This window comes from Burkholderia sp. 9120 (genome assembly GCF_000745015.1).
GTDB lineage: Bacteria > Pseudomonadota > Gammaproteobacteria > Burkholderiales > Burkholderiaceae > Paraburkholderia.
Genome location: NZ_JQNA01000002.1, coordinates 692,116 through 714,027, shown reverse-complemented (window position 1 = coordinate 714,027; position 21,912 = coordinate 692,116). Strand labels below are relative to the sequence as shown.

The 21,912-nt window shown below is 65.4% G+C and carries 16 protein-coding genes and 1 pseudogene; 9 read left to right on the top strand and 8 right to left on the bottom strand.

From position 1 onward, the window contains the following. Nucleotides 1–122 precede the first annotated feature (122 nt). Nucleotides 123–332 carry a hypothetical protein gene (locus tag FA94_RS11440; protein WP_035550973.1) on the top strand — a complete coding sequence of 70 codons (210 nt, stop codon included), beginning with the start codon at nt 123–125 and terminating at the stop codon, nt 330–332. A 48-nt stretch (nt 333–380) separates the two neighbouring features. Here the strand turns inward: FA94_RS11440 and FA94_RS11435 are convergent, their stop codons facing one another. After that, nucleotides 381–2,714, bottom strand: a complete 2,334-nt coding sequence (locus FA94_RS11435) for an FUSC family protein (protein ID WP_035550971.1) — start codon at nt 2,712–2,714, stop codon at nt 381–383. Nucleotides 2,715–2,915: 201 nt separating this feature from the next. Between FA94_RS11435 and recC the strand changes: the two genes are divergently transcribed. From recC to recD, 3 genes are read left to right on the top strand one after another with little or no spacing between them, the layout of a single operon-like run. Then, the gene (gene recC, locus FA94_RS11430) at nt 2,916–6,293 is read left to right on the top strand and encodes an exodeoxyribonuclease V subunit gamma (protein WP_035550970.1); all 3,378 of its coding nucleotides are present in this window, start codon (nt 2,916–2,918) and stop codon (nt 6,291–6,293) included. Then, nucleotides 6,290–9,988: an exodeoxyribonuclease V subunit beta gene (gene recB / locus FA94_RS11425; RefSeq protein ID WP_035550968.1), complete on the top strand. Its 3,699-nt coding sequence runs from the start codon at nt 6,290–6,292 to the stop codon at nt 9,986–9,988. Before recC ends, recB begins: the two co-directional genes overlap by 4 nt. Next, entirely contained in the window at nt 9,985–12,120 is a 2,136-nt protein-coding gene (gene recD / locus FA94_RS11420) for an exodeoxyribonuclease V subunit alpha (protein WP_035550965.1), read from the top strand. Before recB ends, recD begins: the two co-directional genes overlap by 4 nt. Here the strand turns inward: recD and FA94_RS11415 are convergent, their stop codons facing one another. After that, nucleotides 12,121–12,762 carry a VC0807 family protein gene (locus FA94_RS11415; protein ID WP_035550962.1) on the bottom strand — a complete coding sequence of 214 codons (642 nt, stop codon included), beginning with the start codon at nt 12,760–12,762 and terminating at the stop codon, nt 12,121–12,123. A 165-nt stretch (nt 12,763–12,927) separates the two neighbouring features. On the opposite strand from FA94_RS11415, the gene arfB reads away from it, so the two are divergent. Then, nucleotides 12,928–13,332 (top strand): alternative ribosome rescue aminoacyl-tRNA hydrolase ArfB, encoded by a 405-nt coding sequence (gene arfB, locus FA94_RS11410; RefSeq protein WP_035550959.1) that lies wholly within the window; start codon nt 12,928–12,930, stop codon nt 13,330–13,332. Between the two features lie 23 nt (nt 13,333–13,355). Here arfB and FA94_RS11405 read toward each other — a convergent pair whose 3' ends face one another. After that, the gene (locus FA94_RS11405) at nt 13,356–14,654 is read right to left on the bottom strand and encodes an EAL domain-containing protein (RefSeq protein WP_035550955.1); all 1,299 of its coding nucleotides are present in this window, start codon (nt 14,652–14,654) and stop codon (nt 13,356–13,358) included. A 591-nt stretch (nt 14,655–15,245) separates the two neighbouring features. Between FA94_RS11405 and FA94_RS11400 the strand changes: the two genes are divergently transcribed. After that, entirely contained in the window at nt 15,246–15,536 is a 291-nt protein-coding gene (locus tag FA94_RS11400) for a putative quinol monooxygenase (protein WP_035550953.1), read from the top strand. Between the two features lie 121 nt (nt 15,537–15,657). On the opposite strand, the gene FA94_RS11395 is transcribed toward FA94_RS11400, so the two are convergent. From FA94_RS11395 to FA94_RS11385, 3 genes are all read right to left on the bottom strand, one after another. Then, nucleotides 15,658–15,915: a hypothetical protein gene (locus FA94_RS11395; RefSeq protein ID WP_035550951.1), complete on the bottom strand. Its 258-nt coding sequence runs from the start codon at nt 15,913–15,915 to the stop codon at nt 15,658–15,660. Nucleotides 15,916–16,151: 236 nt separating this feature from the next. After that, nucleotides 16,152–16,394 carry a hypothetical protein gene (locus FA94_RS11390; protein ID WP_035550948.1) on the bottom strand — a complete coding sequence of 81 codons (243 nt, stop codon included), beginning with the start codon at nt 16,392–16,394 and terminating at the stop codon, nt 16,152–16,154. A gap of 253 nt (nt 16,395–16,647) precedes the next feature. Further along, nucleotides 16,648–17,367 (bottom strand): YdcF family protein, encoded by a 720-nt coding sequence (locus tag FA94_RS11385; RefSeq protein WP_231584935.1) that lies wholly within the window; start codon nt 17,365–17,367, stop codon nt 16,648–16,650. Between the two features lie 265 nt (nt 17,368–17,632). Here FA94_RS11385 and FA94_RS11380 point away from each other — a divergent pair, with 265 nt between their 5' ends. Beyond that, nucleotides 17,633–17,956 (top strand): hypothetical protein, encoded by a 324-nt coding sequence (locus tag FA94_RS11380; RefSeq protein WP_035550943.1) that lies wholly within the window; start codon nt 17,633–17,635, stop codon nt 17,954–17,956. A 284-nt stretch (nt 17,957–18,240) separates the two neighbouring features. Here the strand turns inward: FA94_RS11380 and FA94_RS11375 are convergent, their stop codons facing one another. Beyond that, a complete protein-coding gene (locus tag FA94_RS11375; RefSeq protein WP_035550940.1) occupies nt 18,241–18,495 on the bottom strand; it encodes a hypothetical protein in 255 nt (84 codons plus the stop codon). Between the two features lie 298 nt (nt 18,496–18,793). Continuing rightward, a pseudogene (locus FA94_RS11370) lies at nt 18,794–19,189 on the bottom strand (transposase); the annotation flags it as partial. Between the two features lie 409 nt (nt 19,190–19,598). Here FA94_RS11370 and FA94_RS11365 point away from each other — a divergent pair. Both FA94_RS11365 and FA94_RS11360 read left to right on the top strand, forming a co-directional pair. Further along, a complete protein-coding gene (locus tag FA94_RS11365) occupies nt 19,599–20,501 on the top strand; it encodes a LysR family transcriptional regulator (protein WP_035550935.1) in 903 nt (300 codons plus the stop codon). 107 nt (nt 20,502–20,608) lie between these two features. Beyond that, a complete protein-coding gene (locus tag FA94_RS11360; protein WP_035550932.1) occupies nt 20,609–21,850 on the top strand; it encodes a pyridoxal phosphate-dependent aminotransferase in 1,242 nt (413 codons plus the stop codon). Nucleotides 21,851–21,912: the final 62 nt, after the last annotated feature.

The window sequence follows — 21,912 nt, the reverse complement described above, 5'->3', positions numbered from 1 at the left end:
CCAATCGCCCGGCTCACGCCCCTCCAAGCCCACCCACTGCAAGCCTCACGCAAGCTCACTCAGCGTAGAATGCCGCCTTCCCCGACACTAACCGCGACTGTTTCGCGAACCGAGTCCGCCTCATGAACAAACCCCCGCGCAAGAAGAACCCGACCATCGGCATTGCGATCTTCATCGTGGTCGCGGTGTTGCTGGTGATCGCCACGCTGTTCTACAACGCCATCACGGAGAAGCGCGAGTTCGACAGCGAGAGTGCACCCGCGCCGACGATTTCATCGGACGCGGCAGCCGCAGCGACCGTCGCGAAGCCAGCCAGCGGCGCCGCGCAGTAAGCCTGCGCTCACCGCGGCAATCCGTCGCTCAGCGCGGCAACCCCGCGCTCACTCTTCCGGCAGCCGGATCACGCTCGCATCCTTGCGAATCAGCGCTGCTGCCGCCAGCATCTGCTTGCACTGATGCGCAAGCAGCTTCATGTCGTGTACCGCGTCGGCCGACACATCCGCCGACTTCTCGGTATCCACCACCATCGCATCCAGTTCGCGGTTCAGTAGTTTGATCTGCTCGCTCTGATCGGCGGGCGGCGCCGTTCCGGCTTCAGCCTCGGTCAAATTGTCGCGGACCACGCTTAGCGCGCGCTGCAACGGTTGGAGCGAGACGCCTTCCACATGTTGCTGCGCGGACGTGCGAAGCAACGGCGCGGCCGCCGTGATCTGCGACGCCAGCACATGGCTGCGCACCAGCAGGCCATTCAGTTCCGGCACGAACTTCTGCGCGGACTTCGGCTCGAGCATCATGCGCTGGAACGCCTGCCCGAGATTGGCAAACGCCACGTGGACGTTCTTGCGCGCCAGCCGATAGCGATAGTCGCGGTCGAGCGCGGTTGCCGCCGCTTTGGCCGCCACCACCGGCTGACCCGACTCGATCGCCGGATCTGCCATCGCCGCCGTCGGCGCACGCGCGCCAGCCTCGGTCACGGTCGCCACCACGGCCGCCGCCGGCTTGCCGCTCCACCACCAGCTCGCTTCCAGATATTGTCGCGTCGCGCCGATCATCGTATTGACGAGCTTGCCCATCAATCGATATTCCCAGTACGGGAACAGATGGCTCGCCGCAATCGCGATCGCGCAGCCGACCACCGTGTCGATCGCGCGTTCGCCGATAATGCGCATGCTGCCCGGCGCAAGCAGATGGAACATCAGCAGCACATACGAGGAAGTGAACACCACGCTGGCCGTGTAATTGAACAGCAGCAGGCTGTAGCTCATCACCATCGACGCGAACATCACCACCAGCAGAATGTGCGGATCCTTCACGAAGATCATCAGCGCGATACTCACCGCGCAGCCGATCAGCGTGCCGACGATCCGCTGTCCATTGCGCTGCTTGGTCAGCGAATAACCGGGCTTCAGAATGATGACGGTGGTCATCACGATCCAGTACGCGTTGGTGAGCGGCAGCAAACGGCCCAGCCAGAACCCGACGGCGACGGCGATCGTTACGCGCAATGCGTGCCGGAAACTCGGCGAGGCCATGGTCAGGTTCGAGAAGATCTGCCCGAACGGCACACGCCGGCTCGATACGAAGCGGTTGAGCGCCTGGTCGAGGCGCAATTCGGTTTCGCCGGTGCTGGGATCGCTCGACAGGCTCTTGCGCATCTTGTCGATCAGCCGCGTAGCGCTCCAGATGCGCCGGAAATTTGCCGACACCGCGGAATACGCCTCGGGATTCTTGCGCGGCAAGTCATGCTTGCGCATCAACTCGATCTCGAACTCGATCGCGCGCAATTCCGCCTTGACGTTCGAGCGCTGGCGCGGCGGATGGTTTTGCAGCACCGCAAGCCCGATCTCCTCGAGATCGGCGGCCGCTTTGCGAATCAGGTCGCGGTAGAACACCAGCAGATCGGAACCGCCGAACGTATTGCGCACCAGCGGGTAATCGGTGTGCGCACCGACAAACAGTTCGTGCAGGTCGACGGTATTGATGAACAGATTGAACAGCATCGCGCGACGCGGTTCGAGCTTGCCGCTCTTCAACTTGGGCAGGTTGCGCAGCACGATGTCGCGCGCAGCTTCCTGACGGTCCACCGCGGCGATCTGCTTGTCGACCAGATTGCGATAACACTCGTCGAGATCGTTGTCGAGGTCGTAGAACGCGGCGCGCGCGAGCAGATAGTCGGCGCACGCAAACACGCTCTCGGCCAGCGCCTGCTGTTCGATGCGGTGCATCATCCAGCGGCTCACGAAGGTCGACCAGTAGGTGTACCAGAGGCCGCCCACCAGAATCCACGACGCGTTGACGAGCGCCTGCATCGGCGTGAAATGCTCCTCCAGCGTCATGATCATCATGAACAGCGTGGCGAAGCTGATCTGCGGCCAGCGGTTGCCGTACACCACGATCAGCGACAGCACGAACGTGAGCGGCACGACCGTACACCACAGCGCCACCGGATTCACCGTGGCCAGCCCGGTGGCGAGCGCCGACAGGAAGCCGATCACCGTGCAGGCCAGCATTTCGTTGTGCTTGTACTTCAGCGGACCCGGCATGTCGACCACGCACGCGCCGAGCGCACCGGTCGCGATCGTGAAGCCGAGGTCGCGATCGTGGAACACGATCAGACACAGTACCGCCGGTAACGACACGCCGACCGCGATGCGCAAGCCGCCATAAAAGTACTGGCTGTAGAGGAATTTTTTTATTTCAACCGAATAGCGCATCGACTGCCTGGGTTGCACTCACTGGGGAAACGCGGTTGAGGGACAGACTCAAACTGCCGTCGAGTCTAACTGATTTTGTCCGGGTTTCGACCTCGTCCGTTCGGCCAGGTTCTGCCCTGGGAGCGCGTTTGTTATGCTGTCGCTTCAATGGCCGGTGCGCTTTTCGCGCATAGCTCGTGCCGCACGTTTTCCCCAGGATCCATGCTCCAGCTCTTCTATTCGAACCGCTATGAAACCCTTGTCGGCGCGCTGCTCGACGACCTGGCACAAGCGCCGTCCGACCCCTGGACCGCGCAGCCGGTGATCGTCCCGAGCGCGGCGGTCAGGCGCCGGCTCGAACTCGATATCGCCGCGCGGCAGGGCATCTGCGCGAATGTCAATTTTGGTTACCTCGCGCAGTGGCTGTGGGCGCAGATCGGCGGCGTGATCGAAGTGCCGAAGCATTCGCCGTTCGCGCCGGACCGCCTCGTGTGGCGCTGCTACCGGTTGCTGGGTGACGCGGACGAAGCGTTGCCATGGAACGCGTCGCCGCGACTGCGCACCTATCTCGACGCGGCGGATGCGTCGATGCGCTACGAACTGGCGCGCCGCGTGGCCACGGTACTCGACCACTATCTGACCTATCGCCCCGAATGGTTGCTGCAGTGGCAGAAGGGCGGTTCGATCTTCGCCAGCGGCGCGTTGGACGAGACCGGCCCGCGTCTTGCCGGTGCAAGCGATGCGGCGCGCGAGGACGAGCGCTGGCAGGCCGCGTTGTGGCGCGCAGTGCTCGCGGAGTTGGCCGGCAACGCGCAGACGCCGGCCGCCGCCTTACCGCCCGCGTATCGTTTTCTGGAAGACATCGGCACGCTCGACCTCGAAGCCATTTCGAACGCGCGCTGGCCGGAAGCGGTGAGCGTGTTCGCGCTGCCGACCATGCCGCCGCTGCACGTCGCGCTGTTGCGGGCGCTGTCGCGTTGGGTCGACGTGCGTTTGTACGTGATGAATCCGTGCCGCGAGTTCTGGTTCGACGTGGTCAGCGCGGGGCGCGTCGAAGCGCTCGACGCGGCCGGGCAACTCGACTATCAGCAGGTCGGCCATCCGCTGCTCGCTGAATGGGGACGTCAGACTCAGGCGCAGTTGCACATGCTGCATGAACTGACCGAAAGCGCCGCGTCCGGCGAGACCGGCGACTTCACCGAAAACCCGGAACCGAGCTGGCTCGCCGCCGTGCAAAACGGCATTCTCGATCTACGGCCGGAAACGGATGCCGACGAGTTGCCGATCGCGCGCGGCATCGAGGTCCACGTCTGTCATAGCTTGTCGCGTCAACTGGAAGTGCTGCACGACCGCCTGCTCGGCTGGTTCGACGAGTTCGGCGATCTGCAGCCGTCCGATGTGCTAGTGGCCGTCTCCGACCTTGCAGCGGCTGGCCCGTTGATCGATGCGGTGTTCGGCACCACGCCCGCCGGCGACGCGCGCCGCATTCCGTATCGGATCACCGGTTTGCCGCCGTCGCAGGCCAATCCGGTCGCGCGTTTGCTGCTCGACTGGCTGGCCTTGCCCGAGCGCAGCGTCGGCGCGCCGGATCTGATCGAATGGCTGCGCGTCGACGCCATCGCCGCGCGCTACGAGATCGACGCGACGTCGCTGGAAGCCGCGCAGGAATGGCTGGCGGCGGCCGGTGCGCGTCGTGGGCTTGCGCCGGTCCCGCCGACCGGCGAGCACGTGCCGATCGCCCGACATACGTTCGCCGACGCGCTCACGCGTCTCTACCTCGGCTACGCCATGCCCGAAGGCGGCGAACCTGTCGACGCGTGGCTGCCGGTGGAAGGCGCGGGCGGCTCGAGTGCCGAACTGCTAGGCCGCCTGTCGCGTTTCGTCGACGACGTCGAGTCGTTCGCGGCGCAATGCGCGATCGAACGAACGCCCGTCGAATGGACGCAGTTGTTGCTCGAAACCCTCGCGCAGAGTGTCGACGGCGGCGTCGAGTTCGCCGATTCGCTGGCGGCCGTGCGCGACGCGATCGACAAGATGGGCGACGCGATGCAGGCCGGCGCGCAACACGTGCCGCTGCCCGCCGCGGTGGTGCGCGGCGCGCTCACCGAAGCGCTCGACGACCCGGCGCGCGGTGGCGTGCCCTGGGGCAGCGTGACGTTTTCGTCGCTGACCAGCTTGCGCGGCTTGCCGTACCGGATCGTCTGCCTGCTCGGCATGGACGACGGCGTGCTGCCCAGTCTCGCGCGGGCCGACGAGTTCGACCTGATGGCCGCGTTCGGCAAAGCCGGCGACCGCCAGCGCCGCGACGACGAACGCAATCTGTTCCTCGATCTGCTGCTGGCCGCGCGCGACCAGTTGTTCATCGCGTATACGGGCCGCAGTATTCGCGACAACGCGCCGTTGCCGCCGGCCGCGCTGGTCGACGAATTGCTCGACCATCTCGCGCAGGTGTCGGCGGGCGAGGACGCGAGTCCGGCGGAAGTCGAGCGCGCGCGTCATGCGTTTATCGTCGATCACCCGTTGCAGGCGTTCGCGTCGGACTATTTCGTGCCGCACAACGAGCTGTTCAGTTACGACGCCGATCGCGCGGAACTGGCCACCCTGCTGGCCGCGCCACAGCATCCGGCGGCGGGGTCGTTCTTCGATCAACCGTTGCCGCCCGAAGACGCTGCGGAGCCGGTGGCCTTCGACGAATTCGTGCGCTTCTGGCGTCATCCGGCGCGGGCGCTGTTGCGCGACCGTCTGGGCATCGTGTTGTCGGACGCGCAAGGCGAGTTGCTCGACACCGAGCCGTTCGACCTGGACTACGCGGGGCGCGACGCGTTGGCGGAGCGTCTGTTGCCGGTGCTGCTCGACGTCGACATTGAAGACGACGTCATGTTCGAACGCGTGCGCCGCGTGGCCGCCGCGAGTCCCGAATTGCCGGGCGGCGCGACCGGCGCGGTCTGGCGCGCGCGTGAACTCGGCGCGCTGCGCCAGCTTGCGGACAGCGTGCGCCGCGAGGTCGCCTCGGGCGTCGAGCGTTTGCCGTTCGTGCTCGACATTCCGTCTCGCTGGCCCGATAGCGCGGACATGGCCGGCGCGTTATTCGGTCCTCACGACACAGCGTTGCGCGAAGCGGCTCAAGCGCCGCTGCAACTACATGGCACCTTGAATTTGCTGACTGAAACCGGACAGGTGATTTTCCGCTACGCCAAGCCGACCGCGCGCGATTATCTGTCCGCGTGGCTCGCGCATCTGGTTTATTGCGCCGCGCGGCCGGATGGTCCGCGCCGCACCGTCTGGCATGGCAGCGGCGAGAGCTTCGAACTCACGCCGGTTGCCACGCCGCTCGACCAACTGGCGCCGCTCGCCGCGTTATTCAGGGCAGGGCGCAGACTACCGCTGCGCTTCTTCCCGAAAAGCGCGTGGACCAAGGTCAGCGAAAGCGACTCCGCCGCGCAAGGCGTCTGGATCAACGACCGCGTGCGCGGCGAATCCGACGACGCCGCGTTGCGCATCGCGCTGCGCGGCACGCCGCTCACGCTCGACGAACCGTTCGGCAGCCTTGCGTCGATCTTGTTCAAACCGCTGGTCCAGCATCTGCGGAGCGCGTCATGAGCGGCGCCGTGCACAGTTATGCGCTGGTTGCCGAAGAGCTCGACGTGTTCGGCTGTTCGCTCGACGGCGTGAACCAGATCGAGGCGTCGGCGGGCACCGGCAAGACGTGGAACATCTGCGCGTTGTACGTGCGTTTGCTGCTCGAAAAGAACCTGAACGCGGATCAGATTCTCGTCGTTACATTCACGAAGGCGGCGACCGCCGAACTGCACGAACGGATACGCGGTCGTCTCGCGGAGCTGCATCGCGCGATCGAAATGGACGACGACGGCGGCGATCCGTTTATCCAGCGTCTCTTTGAAACGACGCTGGCGCCGGACAGCGGCATCGAGCGCGACGCCGCGTTGAAGGTGGTGCGGCGCGCGCTGCGCACCTTCGACCAGGCGGCGATTCACACCATTCATGCTTTCTGTCAGCGCGCGTTGCAGGAGGCGCCGTTCGCCGCCGCCATGCCGTTCGCGTTCGAAATGGAAGCCGACGACGCCGCGTTGCGTTTCGAAATGGCCGCCGATTTCTGGCGCGAACAGGTTGAACCGATTGCGCACGCGCATCCCGCGTTCGCCGCCTGGCTGGTGGCCAAACGCGCCGGTCCCGCTTCACTCGACGAGCAACTCGCGCGGCGTCTGAAAAAGCCGTTGGCGCAATTGCGTTGGGGCACGGTGGACGCGAGCGGCAGCAACGCCGATCCGCAAGCCGGCTTCGACGCCGCTTGCGAAGTCTGGCAAGCGGAGCGCGATGGGATTGTCCGCCTGCTTGCCGACGCGCAAGACCGTCTGAGCAAGACCACGCACAAGCCTGACCATGTGAGTGCCGCGATCGCCGCGTGGACCGATTACTTCGCGCAAGGCGACTGCCATGCGCCGCCGCCGCGTGCTGCGTTGAAGCTCACCGTGTCGGCGTTGAAGAAGGCGACCAAGGTCAAGTTTGAACCGCCCGAACACGTGTTCTTCGAGCACGCGGAAGCGCTCGCGGCAGCCGTGATCGCGGCCGAAGCCGCGCAACGCGCGCGCTGGCTCTCGCTGGTCGAGAGCTGGCTCGACTACGCGCCGGCCGAACTGGTGGCGCGCAAGCGCACGCGCCGGGTGGTGTCGTTCGACGATCTGTTGTCCAACCTGTACCGGGCGCTTGACGCGAATCCGTGGCTGGCCGACGCCTTGCGCGCACGCTATCCGGCCGCGCTGATCGACGAGTTCCAGGATACCGATCCGCTGCAGTTCGCGATTTTCAGCCGCATCTTCGCGCCGGCCGGTCCGCTGTTCCTGGTCGGCGATCCGAAGCAGGCCATCTACAGTTTTCGCGCGGCGGATCTGCATACGTACCTGGCGGCGCGCGCGGCGGCGTCCGCGTGTTACACGCTGGCAGTCAATCAGCGCTCGACCGCGCCGATCGTTGAAGCGTGCAACCGTTTCTTCGAAGCCAATCCGCGGGCGTTCGTGCTGGACGGCCTCGACTATCAGCCGGTGCGCGCGGGCGAACGGCGCCGGGCGCCCTTCGTCGATCCCGACGCGAGCGGCGGCGATTTCCGCATCTGGACCTTGCCGCAAGGCGACGCCGCGCTGACCAAGCGCGACGCGCAGCGCGAAGCGAGCGAAGCGTGCGCCGCCGAAATCGTGCGTCTGTTGCGCGGCGCGCGACATGGCGCGGTGACGATCGGCGACGCGCCGCTCGCGCCCGGCAATATCGCGGTGCTGGTGCAAACGCACCGGCAGGGCAGTCTGATCAAACGCGTGCTGTCGGCGTGGGGCGTGGGCAGTGTCGAACTGGCGCAGGCCTCGGTGTTCGCTACGCTCGACGCCGAGCAGATCGAACGCGTGCTAGCCGCCGTCGATACGCCCGGCGATCTGCGCCGTCTGCGCGCCGCGCTGGCGACCGACTGGCTCGGTCTCGACGCGACGTCGCTGTGGCGCCTCGAGCAGGTCGCCGACGCACCCGCGCCCGCCGACGATCCCGCGCATGCCGCGGACGCGATGGGTTGGGTCGAGCGTTTTTCGCGCTATCGCATGCTGTGGCATGAGCGCGGCTTCGCGGTGATGTGGCGCACGCTGATGCGCGAACTGCGCGTCGCGCAGCGGCTGGTGGCGGGCGTGGACGGCGAGCGCCGGCTGACGAACGTGAATCATCTGGCCGAACTGGTGCAGGCGCGCGCCGCGACCCAGCCCGGGATCGCGCCCACGTTGCGCTGGCTCGCCGCGCAACGCACGCAGGGCGGCGGCGAAGACGCGCAGTTGCGGCTCGAATCCGACCGCAACCTCGTGCAGATCGTGACCGTGCACAAATCGAAAGGGCTCGAATACGCGGTGGTGTTCTGTCCGTTCCTGAACGACGGCGCGTTGCGCGATCCGCCGTCGTCCGGTTTGCCCGACGCACGCGAGTATCACGACGACGACGGCGCAGCGGTGCTGCATTACGGTTGCGACGACGAAGAGGCCGTACGCGCGTCGCGCTATGCGTCGCGCGAGCAGGCGGCCGAACGCGCGCGGCTCGTGTATGTGGCGTTGACGCGGGCGGTGTACCGCTGCTATCTGGTCGCCGGCACTTATCTGTCGTCGCGCTCGACCAGGGAGTCGCGCCGCAGCGTGCTGAACTGGCTGGCGGGCGGTGGCGCTGACAGTTTCGACGACTGGCTCGCCGAGCCGCCCGACGAAGCCGCGTTGGCCGCGAGCTGGCAGGCGCTGGCGGGCGGCCCGGTGACGCTGCAGCCGTTACCTAAGGTCGAGCGCCGCGTGCCGCTGGAGAGCCTGCAGGACAGCGGTGCGCGGATGCAGGCGCGCGCCAGTCGCCGGCCGTTGCGCGATCAGTGGCGGATGGCGAGCTTCAGCGGACTGATCGCGGCCGGCAGCAAGGCCGAGGAGATGCACGCGCCGGCTGAGGAAGTGCGCCCCGATCACGACGAGATCGCGGATGCGCTCGCGCCGCCGCCTATGCTCGTGCCCGCGCCGCAAACGCCGTCTTACGCGGACGACGACATTCTCGCGTTCCCGCGCGGCGCGGCGGCGGGCGAGTGTCTGCATCGCATGTTCGAACTCGCCGACTTTAGCGACCCGACCACGTGGCCGGATGCGATTCGTGGCGCGTTGCGCGAACGTCCGGCGCCGGCCGTGCCGGAACTCGCCGCGCGTCTGCCCGCGATGATGCATAACCTGCTGACGGACATCGTCAATACCGAACTCGTGCCGGGCATGACGCTCGCCAGCTTGAATCCGCAACGGCGGCTGAACGAACTCGAGTTTCTGTTCGCCGCGCCGTCGCTCGATTTCCCGGCGTTGCGCGAACTGCTGATCGAACACGGCTATCCCGATGTCGCACTGGAACCCGGCGTGCTGCGGGGTTTCGTCAAAGGATTTATCGACATGATCGTCGAGCACGACGGACGCTTCTGGGTCGTCGACTGGAAGTCGAACCATCTGGGCGACACCGTCGCCGACTATGCGTCGGCGCCGCTCGAAGTTGCGATGGCGAGCCACGCGTATCACCTGCAGGCGTTGCTTTATACGGTCGCGTTGCATCGCTATCTGAAGACGCGGGTGCGTAATTACGCGTACGACACGCATATCGGCGGCTACCTGTATCTGTTCGTGCGCGGGGTGCGTCCGGATTGGCAGGATGCCGACGCGGCAGCCGGCGTGCATGTGCGCCGGCCCGCGTTCGAGCTGGTGGCGTTGCTCGACGCGGCCATGATTGGAGGTGGCGTATGAGCACGTTCGATCAGAACGCGTCCACGCCGCCGGAAATCGACGACATCGGCGTGAGTTTGCCCGCGCCGGCCGATTTCAGCGTCGCGCTGGCCGAGGGTTTTGCACGCCGCATCGGGACGTTGGCGCGGCGTGGCGGGGCGTCGACCGAAGCGGTGAAATGGGCGGCGCGGGGCGCGTTCGCCGCGAGCCGCGCGACCGATGAAGGCCACGTGTGCGTGCCGCTTGCGGTGCTGGCGCGGCGCTTCGATGCGTCGAGCGCTGAAGTGCGCGCGGCGTTGTTCGCGAGCGGCATGGCGAGCGATGGGTCGCAGACTTCGGCGGCATTGCGGCCGCTGGTGATCGATGGGCAAGGGCGCTTGTACCTCGCGCGTTACTACGATTACGAGCGGCGCCTGGCGCGCTCGCTGGTGGCGCATGCGGGGGCGGGCGACGTTGCTGGAGATGGGCGTTCTACGCAGCGGCAGACAACGGTCGGCGCGGTGCATCCGGCGCAGGCGCTTGCCGTTGAGCGCGATGCCGAAGCGGCGACGTCTCGAAGTAGCGCCGATGCGGATGGCAACGCCGACCTTGAAGCGAACGCACAAGCCAACGCCGCCGCGCTTTACCAACGCCTGCTGCGCTACTTCGGCCCACCCAGAGACGACGAAGTCGACTGGCAGCGCGTCGCGGCTGTCATGGCATTGTCGGGGCGCCTGACGATCGTCAGCGGCGGACCGGGCACCGGCAAGACCACCACCGTGGTCGGCGTGCTGGCCTGTCTGCTCGATGCCCGCGCCGATTTGCGCATCGCCCTCGCGGCGCCCACCGGCAAGGCCGCGCAACGCATGCAGGAGGCCTTGCTCGCGCGCGCCGGCGATTTGCCGCCCGAGCTGGCCGCGCGCTTGCCGCAGACGTCGTACACGTTGCATCGCCTGCTCGGCTCCGGGCCGGGCGGGCGCTTCCGGCACCATCGCGACAATCCGTTGCCGTACGACGTCGTCGTGATCGACGAGGCGTCGATGATTGATGTCGCCATGGCCGCGCGTCTGCTCGACGCGATCGCGCCGCAAACGCGGCTCGTGATGCTGGGCGACAAGGATCAGCTCGCCGCCGTCGAGGCCGGCGCGGTGTTCGCCGAACTCAGCGCACGGCCGGCGTTCACGCAACCCGGCTTGCAGCGGATCGCCGACGCTTTGGGCATCGACAAGGCGCGGCTCGCGCAGGCGTTGCCCGACGTCTCGCGCGGCGTCGACGAAGAGCCGGATGCGTTTTTCGCCCACGCCGACACCGCTGCGCCTGACGACATGGCGTCGTCGGCCTCCCATGCCGGCAATCCGCTCGCCGATTGCGTTGTCTGGCTCGAGCGGAATTACCGGTTCGGCCTCGACTCGCCGATCGGTCGGCTGTCGGTGGCGATCCGCAACGGCACGGCTGCCGCTGCGCTTGACGTGCTCGTCATCGATCCGGTCGAAGCGTGCGCCGCGGCGCTACACGAAGACACCCAGGCGACGCTCGCCGAGCGCACCGTCGCGCGACTCGCCGCCGGCTTCGCACCTTATGCCGCCGCACTGGCCGAAGCACTCGCCGCCGACACGCCGGACCCGCTGCCGTTGTTCGACGCGCTGAACCGTTTTCGCATCTTGTGCGCGACCCGCTCCGGACCACGCGGCGTCGATCAGGTGAATACGGTCATGGCCGCTCAGGTGCGGCGCTCGGCTGGGGTGACGTTGGCGGTGGGCGCGCATTGGTTCGCCGGGCGTCCGGTGATGGTGACGCGCAACGACTACGCGCTGGGTCTGTTCAACGGCGACATCGGCATTGCATTGCCGGGGGCGGGCGGCGCGTTGCGCGTCTATTTCCGTACCGGCGACGGCGGTCTGCGAGCGGTCTCGCCCGCCGCGCTGCCGCCGCACGATACGGCGTTCGCGCTCACGGTCCACAAGTCGCAAGGCTCGGAGTTCGAGCACGCGGTATTGATGCTGCCGGCGGTATTCAGCCGCGTGTTGTCGCGCGAACTGGTGTACACGGCGATTACCCGGGCGCGTGAGCGGGTCGAAGTGATCGGCTCGCGGGCCGTGCTGGCGCAAGCGATCGCGACGCCCACGCAGCGCGATTCGGGGCTGGCGGCACGGATCGCGGAAGCGTGGCGCTGATTAACCGGCTACGCCGTCCGCCGGCACGCCTGCTTCGCTGCGTTTGCGCAGGCTCTTGCGATACCACATGGTCCAGACCGTCAGCGCGCCGTAAATGCCGTAGCCGACAAACGGCGACACCACCAGGAAGCGCTCGATCGGCCACGTCAGCGCCATCCACGATCTGAGCGCCGTTTCGCCGGTCAGGCCGACGCCCCACACGAGCGTCATCATGCGCAGCGCGGTGGAGAGGCCCGGCCGTTCCTGCACCAGCGCTTCGAAGCGCGCGGCGCCGCCTTCCATTTCACGCGCGACGCTGGCGCGCGCGAGGTAAAAGATCAGTGGACGGCGCATTGGCAGAGACAGCAGAAATGCCACGCCGATCGCGCCGGACACCAGCGACTCGCGTAACAGCAGCATGCGCGGACTGCCGCCCAGCGCCATGGCGCCGATCGACAGCACGATGCCGCCCACGACGATCATGCTGAGCGCGTCGACGCGCCGGAAGCGCACCAGTTCGACCAGGCTCCAGAGGATCGGCGGCACCGCGGAGGCGATCAGCGCGCCGGTCTCGCCCAGATGCGGATGCGAATACCGGTACACGAGCCACGGCAGCAGAAAATTGACGACCAGTTCCAGCACAAAACCCGGACGGAGTTTCATATGAATTTACGCTGTAAGCGGAGAGCGCAGTATCCGCGAACCGGGGGCGTCGACGCAAATAGTTTTTCGCATCGGCGCTCGTGTCCGATAGTCCGTAGCCCATGACGGGCTGCGCGCCGCGCGCCTCGCTGTGTACACTGACGTCTCTTTGCCCAGACCCGCCTCATGACTTCCCGCTATCCGATCCCGCCGAACGAAATCGAGTTGACCGCCGTGCGCGCGCAAGGCGCGGGCGGGCAGAACGTCAACAAGGTATCGAGCGCCATTCATCTGCGTTTCGACGTGCAGGCTTCATCGTTGCCCGAGGTGTTGAAGATGCGCCTGCTCGCGCTGTCCGATCATCGTTTGACGCGCGACGGCGTGGTGATCATCAAGGCGCAGGAACACCGCACTCAGGAGATGAATCGCGCGGCGGCGCTAGCGCGACTCGATGAGATGATCGAGAGCGTCAGCGTGACGCGCAAGCCGCGGGTCGCGACCCGGCCGACGCGTGCATCGAATCGGCGTCGGCTGGACGGCAAGGCTAAACGCAGCGAGATCAAATCCGGCCGCGGTCGGGTGGAGGATTGATTGGCGTGGCGTGGGTAACGTGACTAACGCTTACCGCCGCGCCCGCCATGACGCACATCCGCTGTGGTCGCGGTGGGCACAAAATCCACACACAGCACATGCGTCCCGCCGTCGCGCTCGAACGCAATCGCCGCGGTATAGCAGTCCTGACCGTCAGCCAGCGAATAATGCGGACCCATCATTGCGACGCGTCCCGGTGCGGCGAGCGCATGCTTGAAATAGGCGCGCCGCGACCAGTTGCTGCGTGTGTCGGTATAGAGCGGCGCGAGCCGCAGCGGCGGCGGCGGCACCGTGGCGGCCGTGACTGAAGGCTGCGTCTGCTCGCCCTGGCCGTCGGTGATAAACACCCGGCGCGCTTCGCTCAGATGCCAGATCTTTTGCGCTGCCTGACGCAGATCGCCGGTGGTTTTGAAGGTGTCGACGGCGGCCAGCACGCTTTCCGCGAAGCCTTCGAAACCGAGCCGCTGGTGGCCCGCATGCTCGCGTTCGTACGCGGCGAACTTGGTCCACATCGACTCGATCAACGCCGGCACTTTGGCGCAGGCCGCCTGCACCGATCCCTTCGGCTGACCGAGCCAGAAACCTTGCACGAAGTCGACGTCGGCCTGCATCAGAATCATCAGCTCTTCGTCGGTCTCGACGCCTTCGGCCAGTACCAGCGTGCCGGACTGATGCAGCATCGCGATCAGATGGCTGATCATCGAATCGTCGCCCTCGCGCTTGCCCGCGCGCGCCACCAGCGACCGGTCCAGTTTGACGATGTCCGGACGGAAGCGCCACACGCGGTCGAAGTTCGAAAAGCCCGTGCCGAAGTCGTCGATCGCGATCAGGAAATCGCGCGGTTGCGACGCGGCGAGCATGCTGGCTACAGCGGATTCGTCGTCGGCGGGTTGCTCCAGCACCTCGATCACGATGCGTTCCTGCGGCAACCCGAAATGCGCCGACAGTTCGTCGATAAAAGTGCGTTGCGGCCAGCCTGTTTCAAATACCTGCGGACGGGTATTCAGAAACAGCCAGCCGGTGCTGATGCCTTGCTCCATGAAATTCGCCACATGCAGGCAGCGCGCGATGCGGTCGAGTTCGCGCGCGTCGGCGGCGGAGCGGGTGCCGGAGAACAGCACTTCAGGCGAGACCGGCAGGCCGACCGGATCGAACGCGCGCAGCAAGCCCTCGTAACCCACCACGCACTGATGCGTGACCGACAGCACCGGCTGGAACACGCTATGCAGCGTCAAGGCACGCCACGTCGCGGTCCAGCCGGACTCGTCCCGGACCAGATGCGGCAGCAGGCCGCTCAGAGTCAATTCGCTGACGCTTGGCATAGACGCGGGCATAAAGGCGGGCACGAGAGCGGACATGGTGACATCGCGGCAAGCAGGTGACGGGGCGCGCAAACTGCTTCGGCGCGCAACGGATGCACAGCCCATTCGTCGGCAGGGCAGGACGGATACAGCCCAGGAACGCGCAGAGCGATGCCAGCCATGCCGGACTCCGGCGGAGTATTCAAACCAGTCTAGCAGTTTGCAATTCGCATGAATGTGCGGGTTATCACAGACGCGGGGACAGAACTGAGGGCCACGCGAAACCGCCTGCGACAAGCTTATCCGGCGGCTTGCCGGGCCCGCTTCTCGCGCGATCTGCCTGAATCCGTGTGCGCGTTCGCCGTGCATGAGGACAGATTGCGCGGCTCGCAATCAATCGTCCGTATGAAACCGAGCGTAGCAGCGCAGTAAATGGGCACCCGCCAAAATTTAGGCCAGGACGGTGCTCAGACGTTTTGGGTGGTGCGGGCGGTGTTGTCAGGCGAGACGCGAGGCGGTGAAAGCGCTCGTCTCGCGGCGCGCGGCGGCCGCCTGCACGATTGACGCCCGGCGGGTATGCTGCTGCTTCTTTTCGTGAATTGGAGGTCAGGCATGTCGGAAATCGCAGTGGTCGCAATCTCGGTGGCGAAGCCGGGCTATGAAGAGCAACTGCGTCAGGCGCTCGAAGGTATCGTCGGACCGACGCGCAAAGAGCAGGGCGCGCTTCAGTACGACCTGCATCGCGACGTGCAGGAGCCGCGCCGGTTTGTGTTCATCGAGCGTTGGGAAAGTCAGGAAGCGCTGGCGGCGCATGCCAGATCCGCGCATATCACGGCGTTTAAGAACGCCGTGACGGACTGGGTCGAACACTCGGAACTTCGCGTGGTGTCGAAGATCGTGTAAGTGGTCGAATGAGCGATCGAACGACGGGTTCGATCGCTTGACCGCTTTGCGCAACGGCGAGCGGCTGGCGGTCCGGAAAACGGTCCGCGCGGCGCTCGCCGTTGGCGTTTACAGCGTGGGATTAATGCGTGGCTTGCGGGACGTCGAGGATCAGGATGATGGTCCAGTCGGCGTCGCCATCATGGTGATACTGGCGTTCCGCGACGATGAACGGTTGCTGCTTGCCGTCCGGGCCGAGAAACAGCACGTCGCCTTCCATCGGCAGGCATTCGACGGGCGGCAGCGCCAGAAACGCTTCCTGACCGCCGCGCGGCATCAGTTTTTCGATTTTCTTTGATGCTGCTTCGGTCCATTCGATATCTAGCTGGATGTTGCTCATGCTGTCCTCCGCACCAGGGTGCGCACGGGTTAGGGGAGTCCGGCTGGGCGCCGGACGGTGCGCGACTGTAGCACACCGTCAGCGAGGCGCCGCGGCTTTGCCGACGGACCATTAGACAACAAAAAAGCCGAAGCCGGCGGTGCCGGCTTCGGCTTTTCACCTTCGCGGCGAGGCCACGGGTGACGGTTGTCGTGCGCTAGAAATCCAGGCTGCGGATTCGTGCGGCGAAGCGGCGCTTACGAACTGGCGGCGTCGGCCTTGGCGGCCTTCTTATGATGCGGAGCCATCTTGTGATGTTTCATCGGCATGGCCGGTGCGCTTTCCATCGCCTGCTGACGGTTTTGCAAATCTTGCGCACGTTGTTCGACGTCGGCGGCCTTGGCCGGATCGGTGCTCATCATGACGCCGTTGTCCTGCGCATAAGCCGCGCCCGTTACGGCACTGAGGGAAACCAGGATCGCCAGGGACACTTTCTTCATCGTTACCTCCGCAGAGTGGTTTATGGACCCGAGTATTTGCCTGTCCAAACGGAAAGACAATGCATTCTAGCCAGCAATATCCGCTCCAGCAGATGGTTTTGTAACTGCAATGACAATTCGTTACATCTTGTTACGTTCCGTCAACACAGGGTGCCCGGGACGATTCCGTTCAAATGCGCACGATTGAAATGCATTGCGGATATGGCAAACATTCGCATCTCTAAATAAAGCGGCGCGTTGTGCCACTCGCGTTTCAAAACCAGCCAATCGCGCGATACACATAAAACTGCGCGATGCCGATCAACTCGTGCAATGCAGTTTCCGCGCTCACCAGATTGTCATAACGCGGGAGTACACCGAGCTGTGCGTGACGAGTGTTCGAGATCATCGGTTGCGGCTCGAGGCCGAAGCGCCGGAAGTCGAGCAGCGCGCGCGGCATGTGATACGCGGACGTGACGAGTATCAAGGTGTCGTAGGGCGCTCGGTTGAGAATAGCCGATACGTTGCGGGCGTTTTCGTAGGTGGTGCGGCTGGTGTTTTCCAGCACGATATCCGCGCGCGGCACCTGGTCGCGCAGCAGATAGGGCAGATAGGTATCGGCTTCCGCCGCGCTATGCCGCTGCGGATTGCCGCCGCTGACGATCACCTGGCAGATGGCCGCGCTCCGCTTGCAGGCGGCGTAGTTCTGCGCGCTCACGGCAATGCGCGCCAGGACGTCGCGCGGCGGCACGAGCACATGGTCGTGGTCGTAGCGGGTGCCGCCGCCGAGCAGAATGATCGCGGTGCGCGGTCCGAATCTGACAGGCATCGCGGTCTGTTCGCGCGGCTGCGCGAGGTCCAGCAATGGCGCGGTGAGCCAGCCCGCGGCGAGCAACCAGAACACGGCAATTGCGCCGACGGCAAGGGGGCGGCGGGCGCGTTTCCATAGCACGATTGCTGCAAAAAAAAGCGCTAATAAAGTGAATAGAATCAATTTAAATGGGGTAACGTATGACTTTCGGGATAAATCTACGGGCTTGCTATCGCGCCGCAGCGGTTGCATCGTCGGCTCGTGGACAGAACGCTAACATGCCGTTCAGACGGGGGTTCCGAAAACGAGGCCAGGCAGCACCTGGCGGATTCGGCCGCACCAGATGCAGCCAGATTCCAGCCAAGGGCGGGTGCTGAGCGCGTCACTGGTGGCGCGGTGATGTGTTGGGCATAGATGTGTCATAGCTGCACTTTAAGAAAGAAGTGAGATGACCACGTATTCCAACGAAGCGGTACTTGAAGCGCTGCGGCGGGCGCAATATCGCCAGGTCCCATGGGCCAGAAGGCCGGGTGTTTTCCAATATCTTCGCGCACTGGGTCTGATGGACACCGTTCGTCAGCGCACCGTCGCACCGGCTCCGGGATTTCACGCACCTGTCGATATCGCCGTGCTCACCGAGCGGGGCAGAGCTGAATTCATGCGGCTCGCACACGACGAACGCCTGCTCAGCTGGACCGCACAGCGCATGAACGACTACGTCGTCACCCCTGCCGAAACGCGGCCTGCCGCCGCGCTTGAAGTCCGGCCCTAGCGCCGTAGACAGGGACGCTGACGCTGCTTTCCGGCCGCTTCGCGCGGCTGGAAGTGACGGTATTGTTGCCGCGGTTTTGCTCCTGTTCAAGCCCATCATTTCCACCAGTTCCACGGCGCCGAGGGCTGCCGGGCGGCTTCTGCTCGCGCCCAAAAAAAAGCCCGTATCGCGAGGATACGGGCGTACCGGATTTACTACTGCCACGCTGTGCTAATGGCATTAAATCAGACTAACGCGATGCCACCTGGTTCCCCAGCGATTCAATTCGTCCGCGAGATCGCGACTTAACGACGTCGCGGCGCATTCTCGCGCGGCATTTCCGGCCGCGCGCGCACATTACTGGCGATATCGCCGCGCAAATCGCCGCGCGGCGCCGGCGGCGTGAAATCACGGCCGCGCGTTTCACCCTGTTGCCAGGCTTCCACGCTGGCCGTTCGTTCCGGCCGCCAGTTCCATCCTTCAGGGCGCTGCTGGGCAAGCGCCGGTGCGGCCATTGATGAAATCACAATGCCGCACAGAAGCAGTGACATTGGTTTCATGCTGAGCTCCCGTCAAGCCGATCGATTCAAGGCCTGTTTGCATATCCATAAGGTATGCCGGGTTGCGAAAGCACGCTGTAAGTAATAGTAAATGGATGTTTCATCCGCAACAAACGCGCGGCTTCAGCGGTCTGAAGTCGCGCGATATCAAGCTGAGCCTGGCGGGAGGGGACGACTGTGGTGGGCGCGCCGAAGGCGGTGCCCATAACCGGATCCGGCGGGCGTCGACGCGGACGCACGGCGGCCCAGATATACGCCGGGCGCCCGCAGGCGCCCGGAGGCAAAACAATTCGCGTCAGGCCATCTTGACCGGCGCGCGCCACGATTCCGGATTAGTCCAGAACGCGCCACGCAGACGATCACGGCTCGGCGGTGCCGGCGGCTTCGCGGCGGTCGCGCCAATGCGGCCGCGCAGCGAAACTTCACGACCGCTCGTGTTGAGTCGCTTAACTATTTCGGCGAGCGTACCATCGGCCTGCCACTCGTCGAAACGGCGGCGGCAGGTCGGCGGCGACGGATAGCGGCCCGGCAGCTTGGACCAGCCTTCGCCCGTCGACAGCACCCACAGCACGGCATTGACCACCGCGCGGGCTTCCACGCGTGGCCGACCGCGCCGTTCGCTGCGTGCGGGCTCCGCACAGAACAAAGCCTCGACCAGCGCCCACTCGTTGTCTCTCAAATCGTCGAACAGCATCATGTTTCACCTCAGCGAAGCTAACTCCGGTGCGCTGCCCCGCGCCGCGCACTCTCCATGCACTCGATAGGCGAGTGCCAAGGGGGGTCGGGCTTGCCACGGTCTGCTATGCAGTCAGAAGTCATGGCGCCGACCCTGTGTGCATGTAAATGCAGGAAGTGTGCCAAGTTGAGTCCGACCGCCTGAAAGCCCAGTGACAGCGGGCCAGCGCGGGCGCTAGCTAGGGGCGTATAAGAATCCAAAAAACCCATCCCGCAAATCAGGACAATCACCAATCTTGTGCAATCAGGCCCGTCCAGCGTGCGTTTGCGCCTTATTGCTGCATTGCAGCGATGTGCTTAAAAGCGAGTAAGGAGAGCGGTTTCGCCATACAATGCGCATTAAAGGATGAAATTGATGAGGTCGGTAAATGAATGTGACGCTGCGGCAACTAAGGGTTTTCATTGAGGTCGCGCGCTTGCAAAGTTTCAGCCGGGCAGGGGACGAGATCGGTCTGACGCAGTCGGCGGTCAGTCGTTGTGTGCGTGAACTGGAGGGTGAGATCGGCCTGAAGCTGATCGACCGGACGACGCGCGAGGTGCAGTTGACGGACGTCGGCGGCAATCTGGTGTCGAGCGTGTCGCGGCTGTTGACGGATCTGGACGACGCGCTGCGCGAGATTCGCGAAATCGGCGAGCAGCGGCGCGGCCGCGTGGTGGTGGCCGCCAGCCCGACGGTCGCGTGCCGCCTGATGCCCGGCGTGGTGGCGGCTTGCGGGCGGCAGTTTCCTTACGTCACGCTGGGTTTGCGTGACGACGTGCAAAGCGACGTGGTGCGCAAGGTCAAGTCGGGCGAGGTCGATTTCGGGGTGATCATCGGCCCGTTTTCCGCCGACGATCTGCTCAGCGAGTCGCTGATGACCGATTCGTTCTGCGTCGTGTCGCGCGACGATCATCCGCTGGCGCTGAAAACAAAGGTGGCGTGGACCGACCTCGAAGGCCAGCAACTCGTCATGCTCGATTACGCGTCGGGCAGCCGGCCGATCATCGACGCCGTGATGCAGGAATACGGCGTAAGCGCCACGGTGGTGCAGGAGCTGGGGCATTCCGCGACCGTTTTTGGGCTGGTCGAGGCGGGCGTCGGCGTCAGCGTGCTGCCGGGGTTGGCGTTGCCGCTGCCGGCGGGGGCGTCGCTGGTGGCGCGGCCGCTGGTGCCGCGCGCCGAGCGGACGGTCGAACTGGTGCGGCGACGCGATCGCTCGCTGTCGCCGGCGGCGGAGGCTGTGTGGGGGCTGATCCGCGAACTGCCGGCGCGGGCGGAGGATTTGGGGTGAGGGGGCAGCCGGCTTCGCCGTTCCCTGAACAGCCCTCGCGCTAAACTATCGCCGGTGCTGAATTTCAGCCTTTATCCTCCACCATCTGTCTGTGTCTGGAAGTCTCGATGAGCGAATCGGATCTGCCTGTGCCCTCCGTCCCCAATGCGCGCGACGCCGTACGCGCACTGCGTCCTTCGCAGATCCGCGAAGTCGCCAATGCCGGTTTCGGCGTCGACGACGTGTTGCCTTTCTGGTTCGGCGAATCCGACCGGGTCACACCGGCCTTCATTCGCGACGCCGCCAGCGCCGCGCTGGCCGCCGGCGCGACGTTCTACACGCACAACCTCGGCATCGCGCCGCTGCGCGCGGCGCTCGCGGAGTATGTCGGCAAACTGCACGGCCCGACATCGGCCGATCACATCGCGGTCACGAGTGCGGGCGTCAACGCGCTGATGCTCGCGGCGCAGCTGGTGGTGGGCGCGGGCGACCGCGTCGTCGCGGTGACGCCGCTGTGGCCGAATCTGGTCGAGATTCCGAAGATTCTCGGCGCGCAGGTGGAAACCGTGGCGCTCGGTTATGGCGAACACGGCTGGCAACTCGACATGGCGCAGTTGCTCGCGGCGCTGACGCCGGACACGAAGATGCTGCTGGTCAATTCGCCGAACAATCCGACTGGCTGGGTGATGAGCCGCGACGAGCAGCGCACCGTGCTGGCGCATTGCCGGCGCCACGGCATCTGGATCGTCGCGGATGAGGTCTACGAGCGGCTGTACTACGCGGCCGTGGACGTCAGCGGCTCCGCTATCGTCGCGGGCGCGCCGCAATCGCGCACCGCGCCGTCGTTTCTCGATCTGGCCTCGCGCGACGAACGCGTGATCTGCGTGAACTCGTTTTCGAAGGCATGGCTGATGACTGGCTGGCGGCTCGGGTGGATTGTCGCGCCGGCCGCGTTAATGGACGACCTGGGTAAGCTGGTTGAATACAACACGTCGTGCGCGCCGGCTTTCGTGCAGCAGGCGGGCATCGCCGCCGTTCAGCAGGGTGAGCGTTTTACGCAGGAGCTGGTGCTCGATCTGAAGGCGTCGCGCGACCATCTGGTGCGCGCGCTCTCGGGCATTCCGGGCGTCGACGTCAAGGCGCCGCCCGGCGCGATGTACCTGTTTTTCTCGATGCCGGGCGCGACCCGCAGCCTCGAGCTCTGTAAAGCGATGGTGCGCGAAGTCGGTCTCGGCGTGGCGCCGGGCAGCGCGTTCGGGCCGCAGGGCGAAGGGTTCGTGCGCTGGTGCTATGCGTGCGACACGGCGCGGCTGGACGCGGGTGTCGAGCGTCTCAAGCGTTTCCTCGCACAACACGGCGCTGCGGGTTAAGTGGCTTGAGCGAATGGCGGAAAAGGGCGAGACGGGACCCGTTTGAACGGGATTGACCAAGA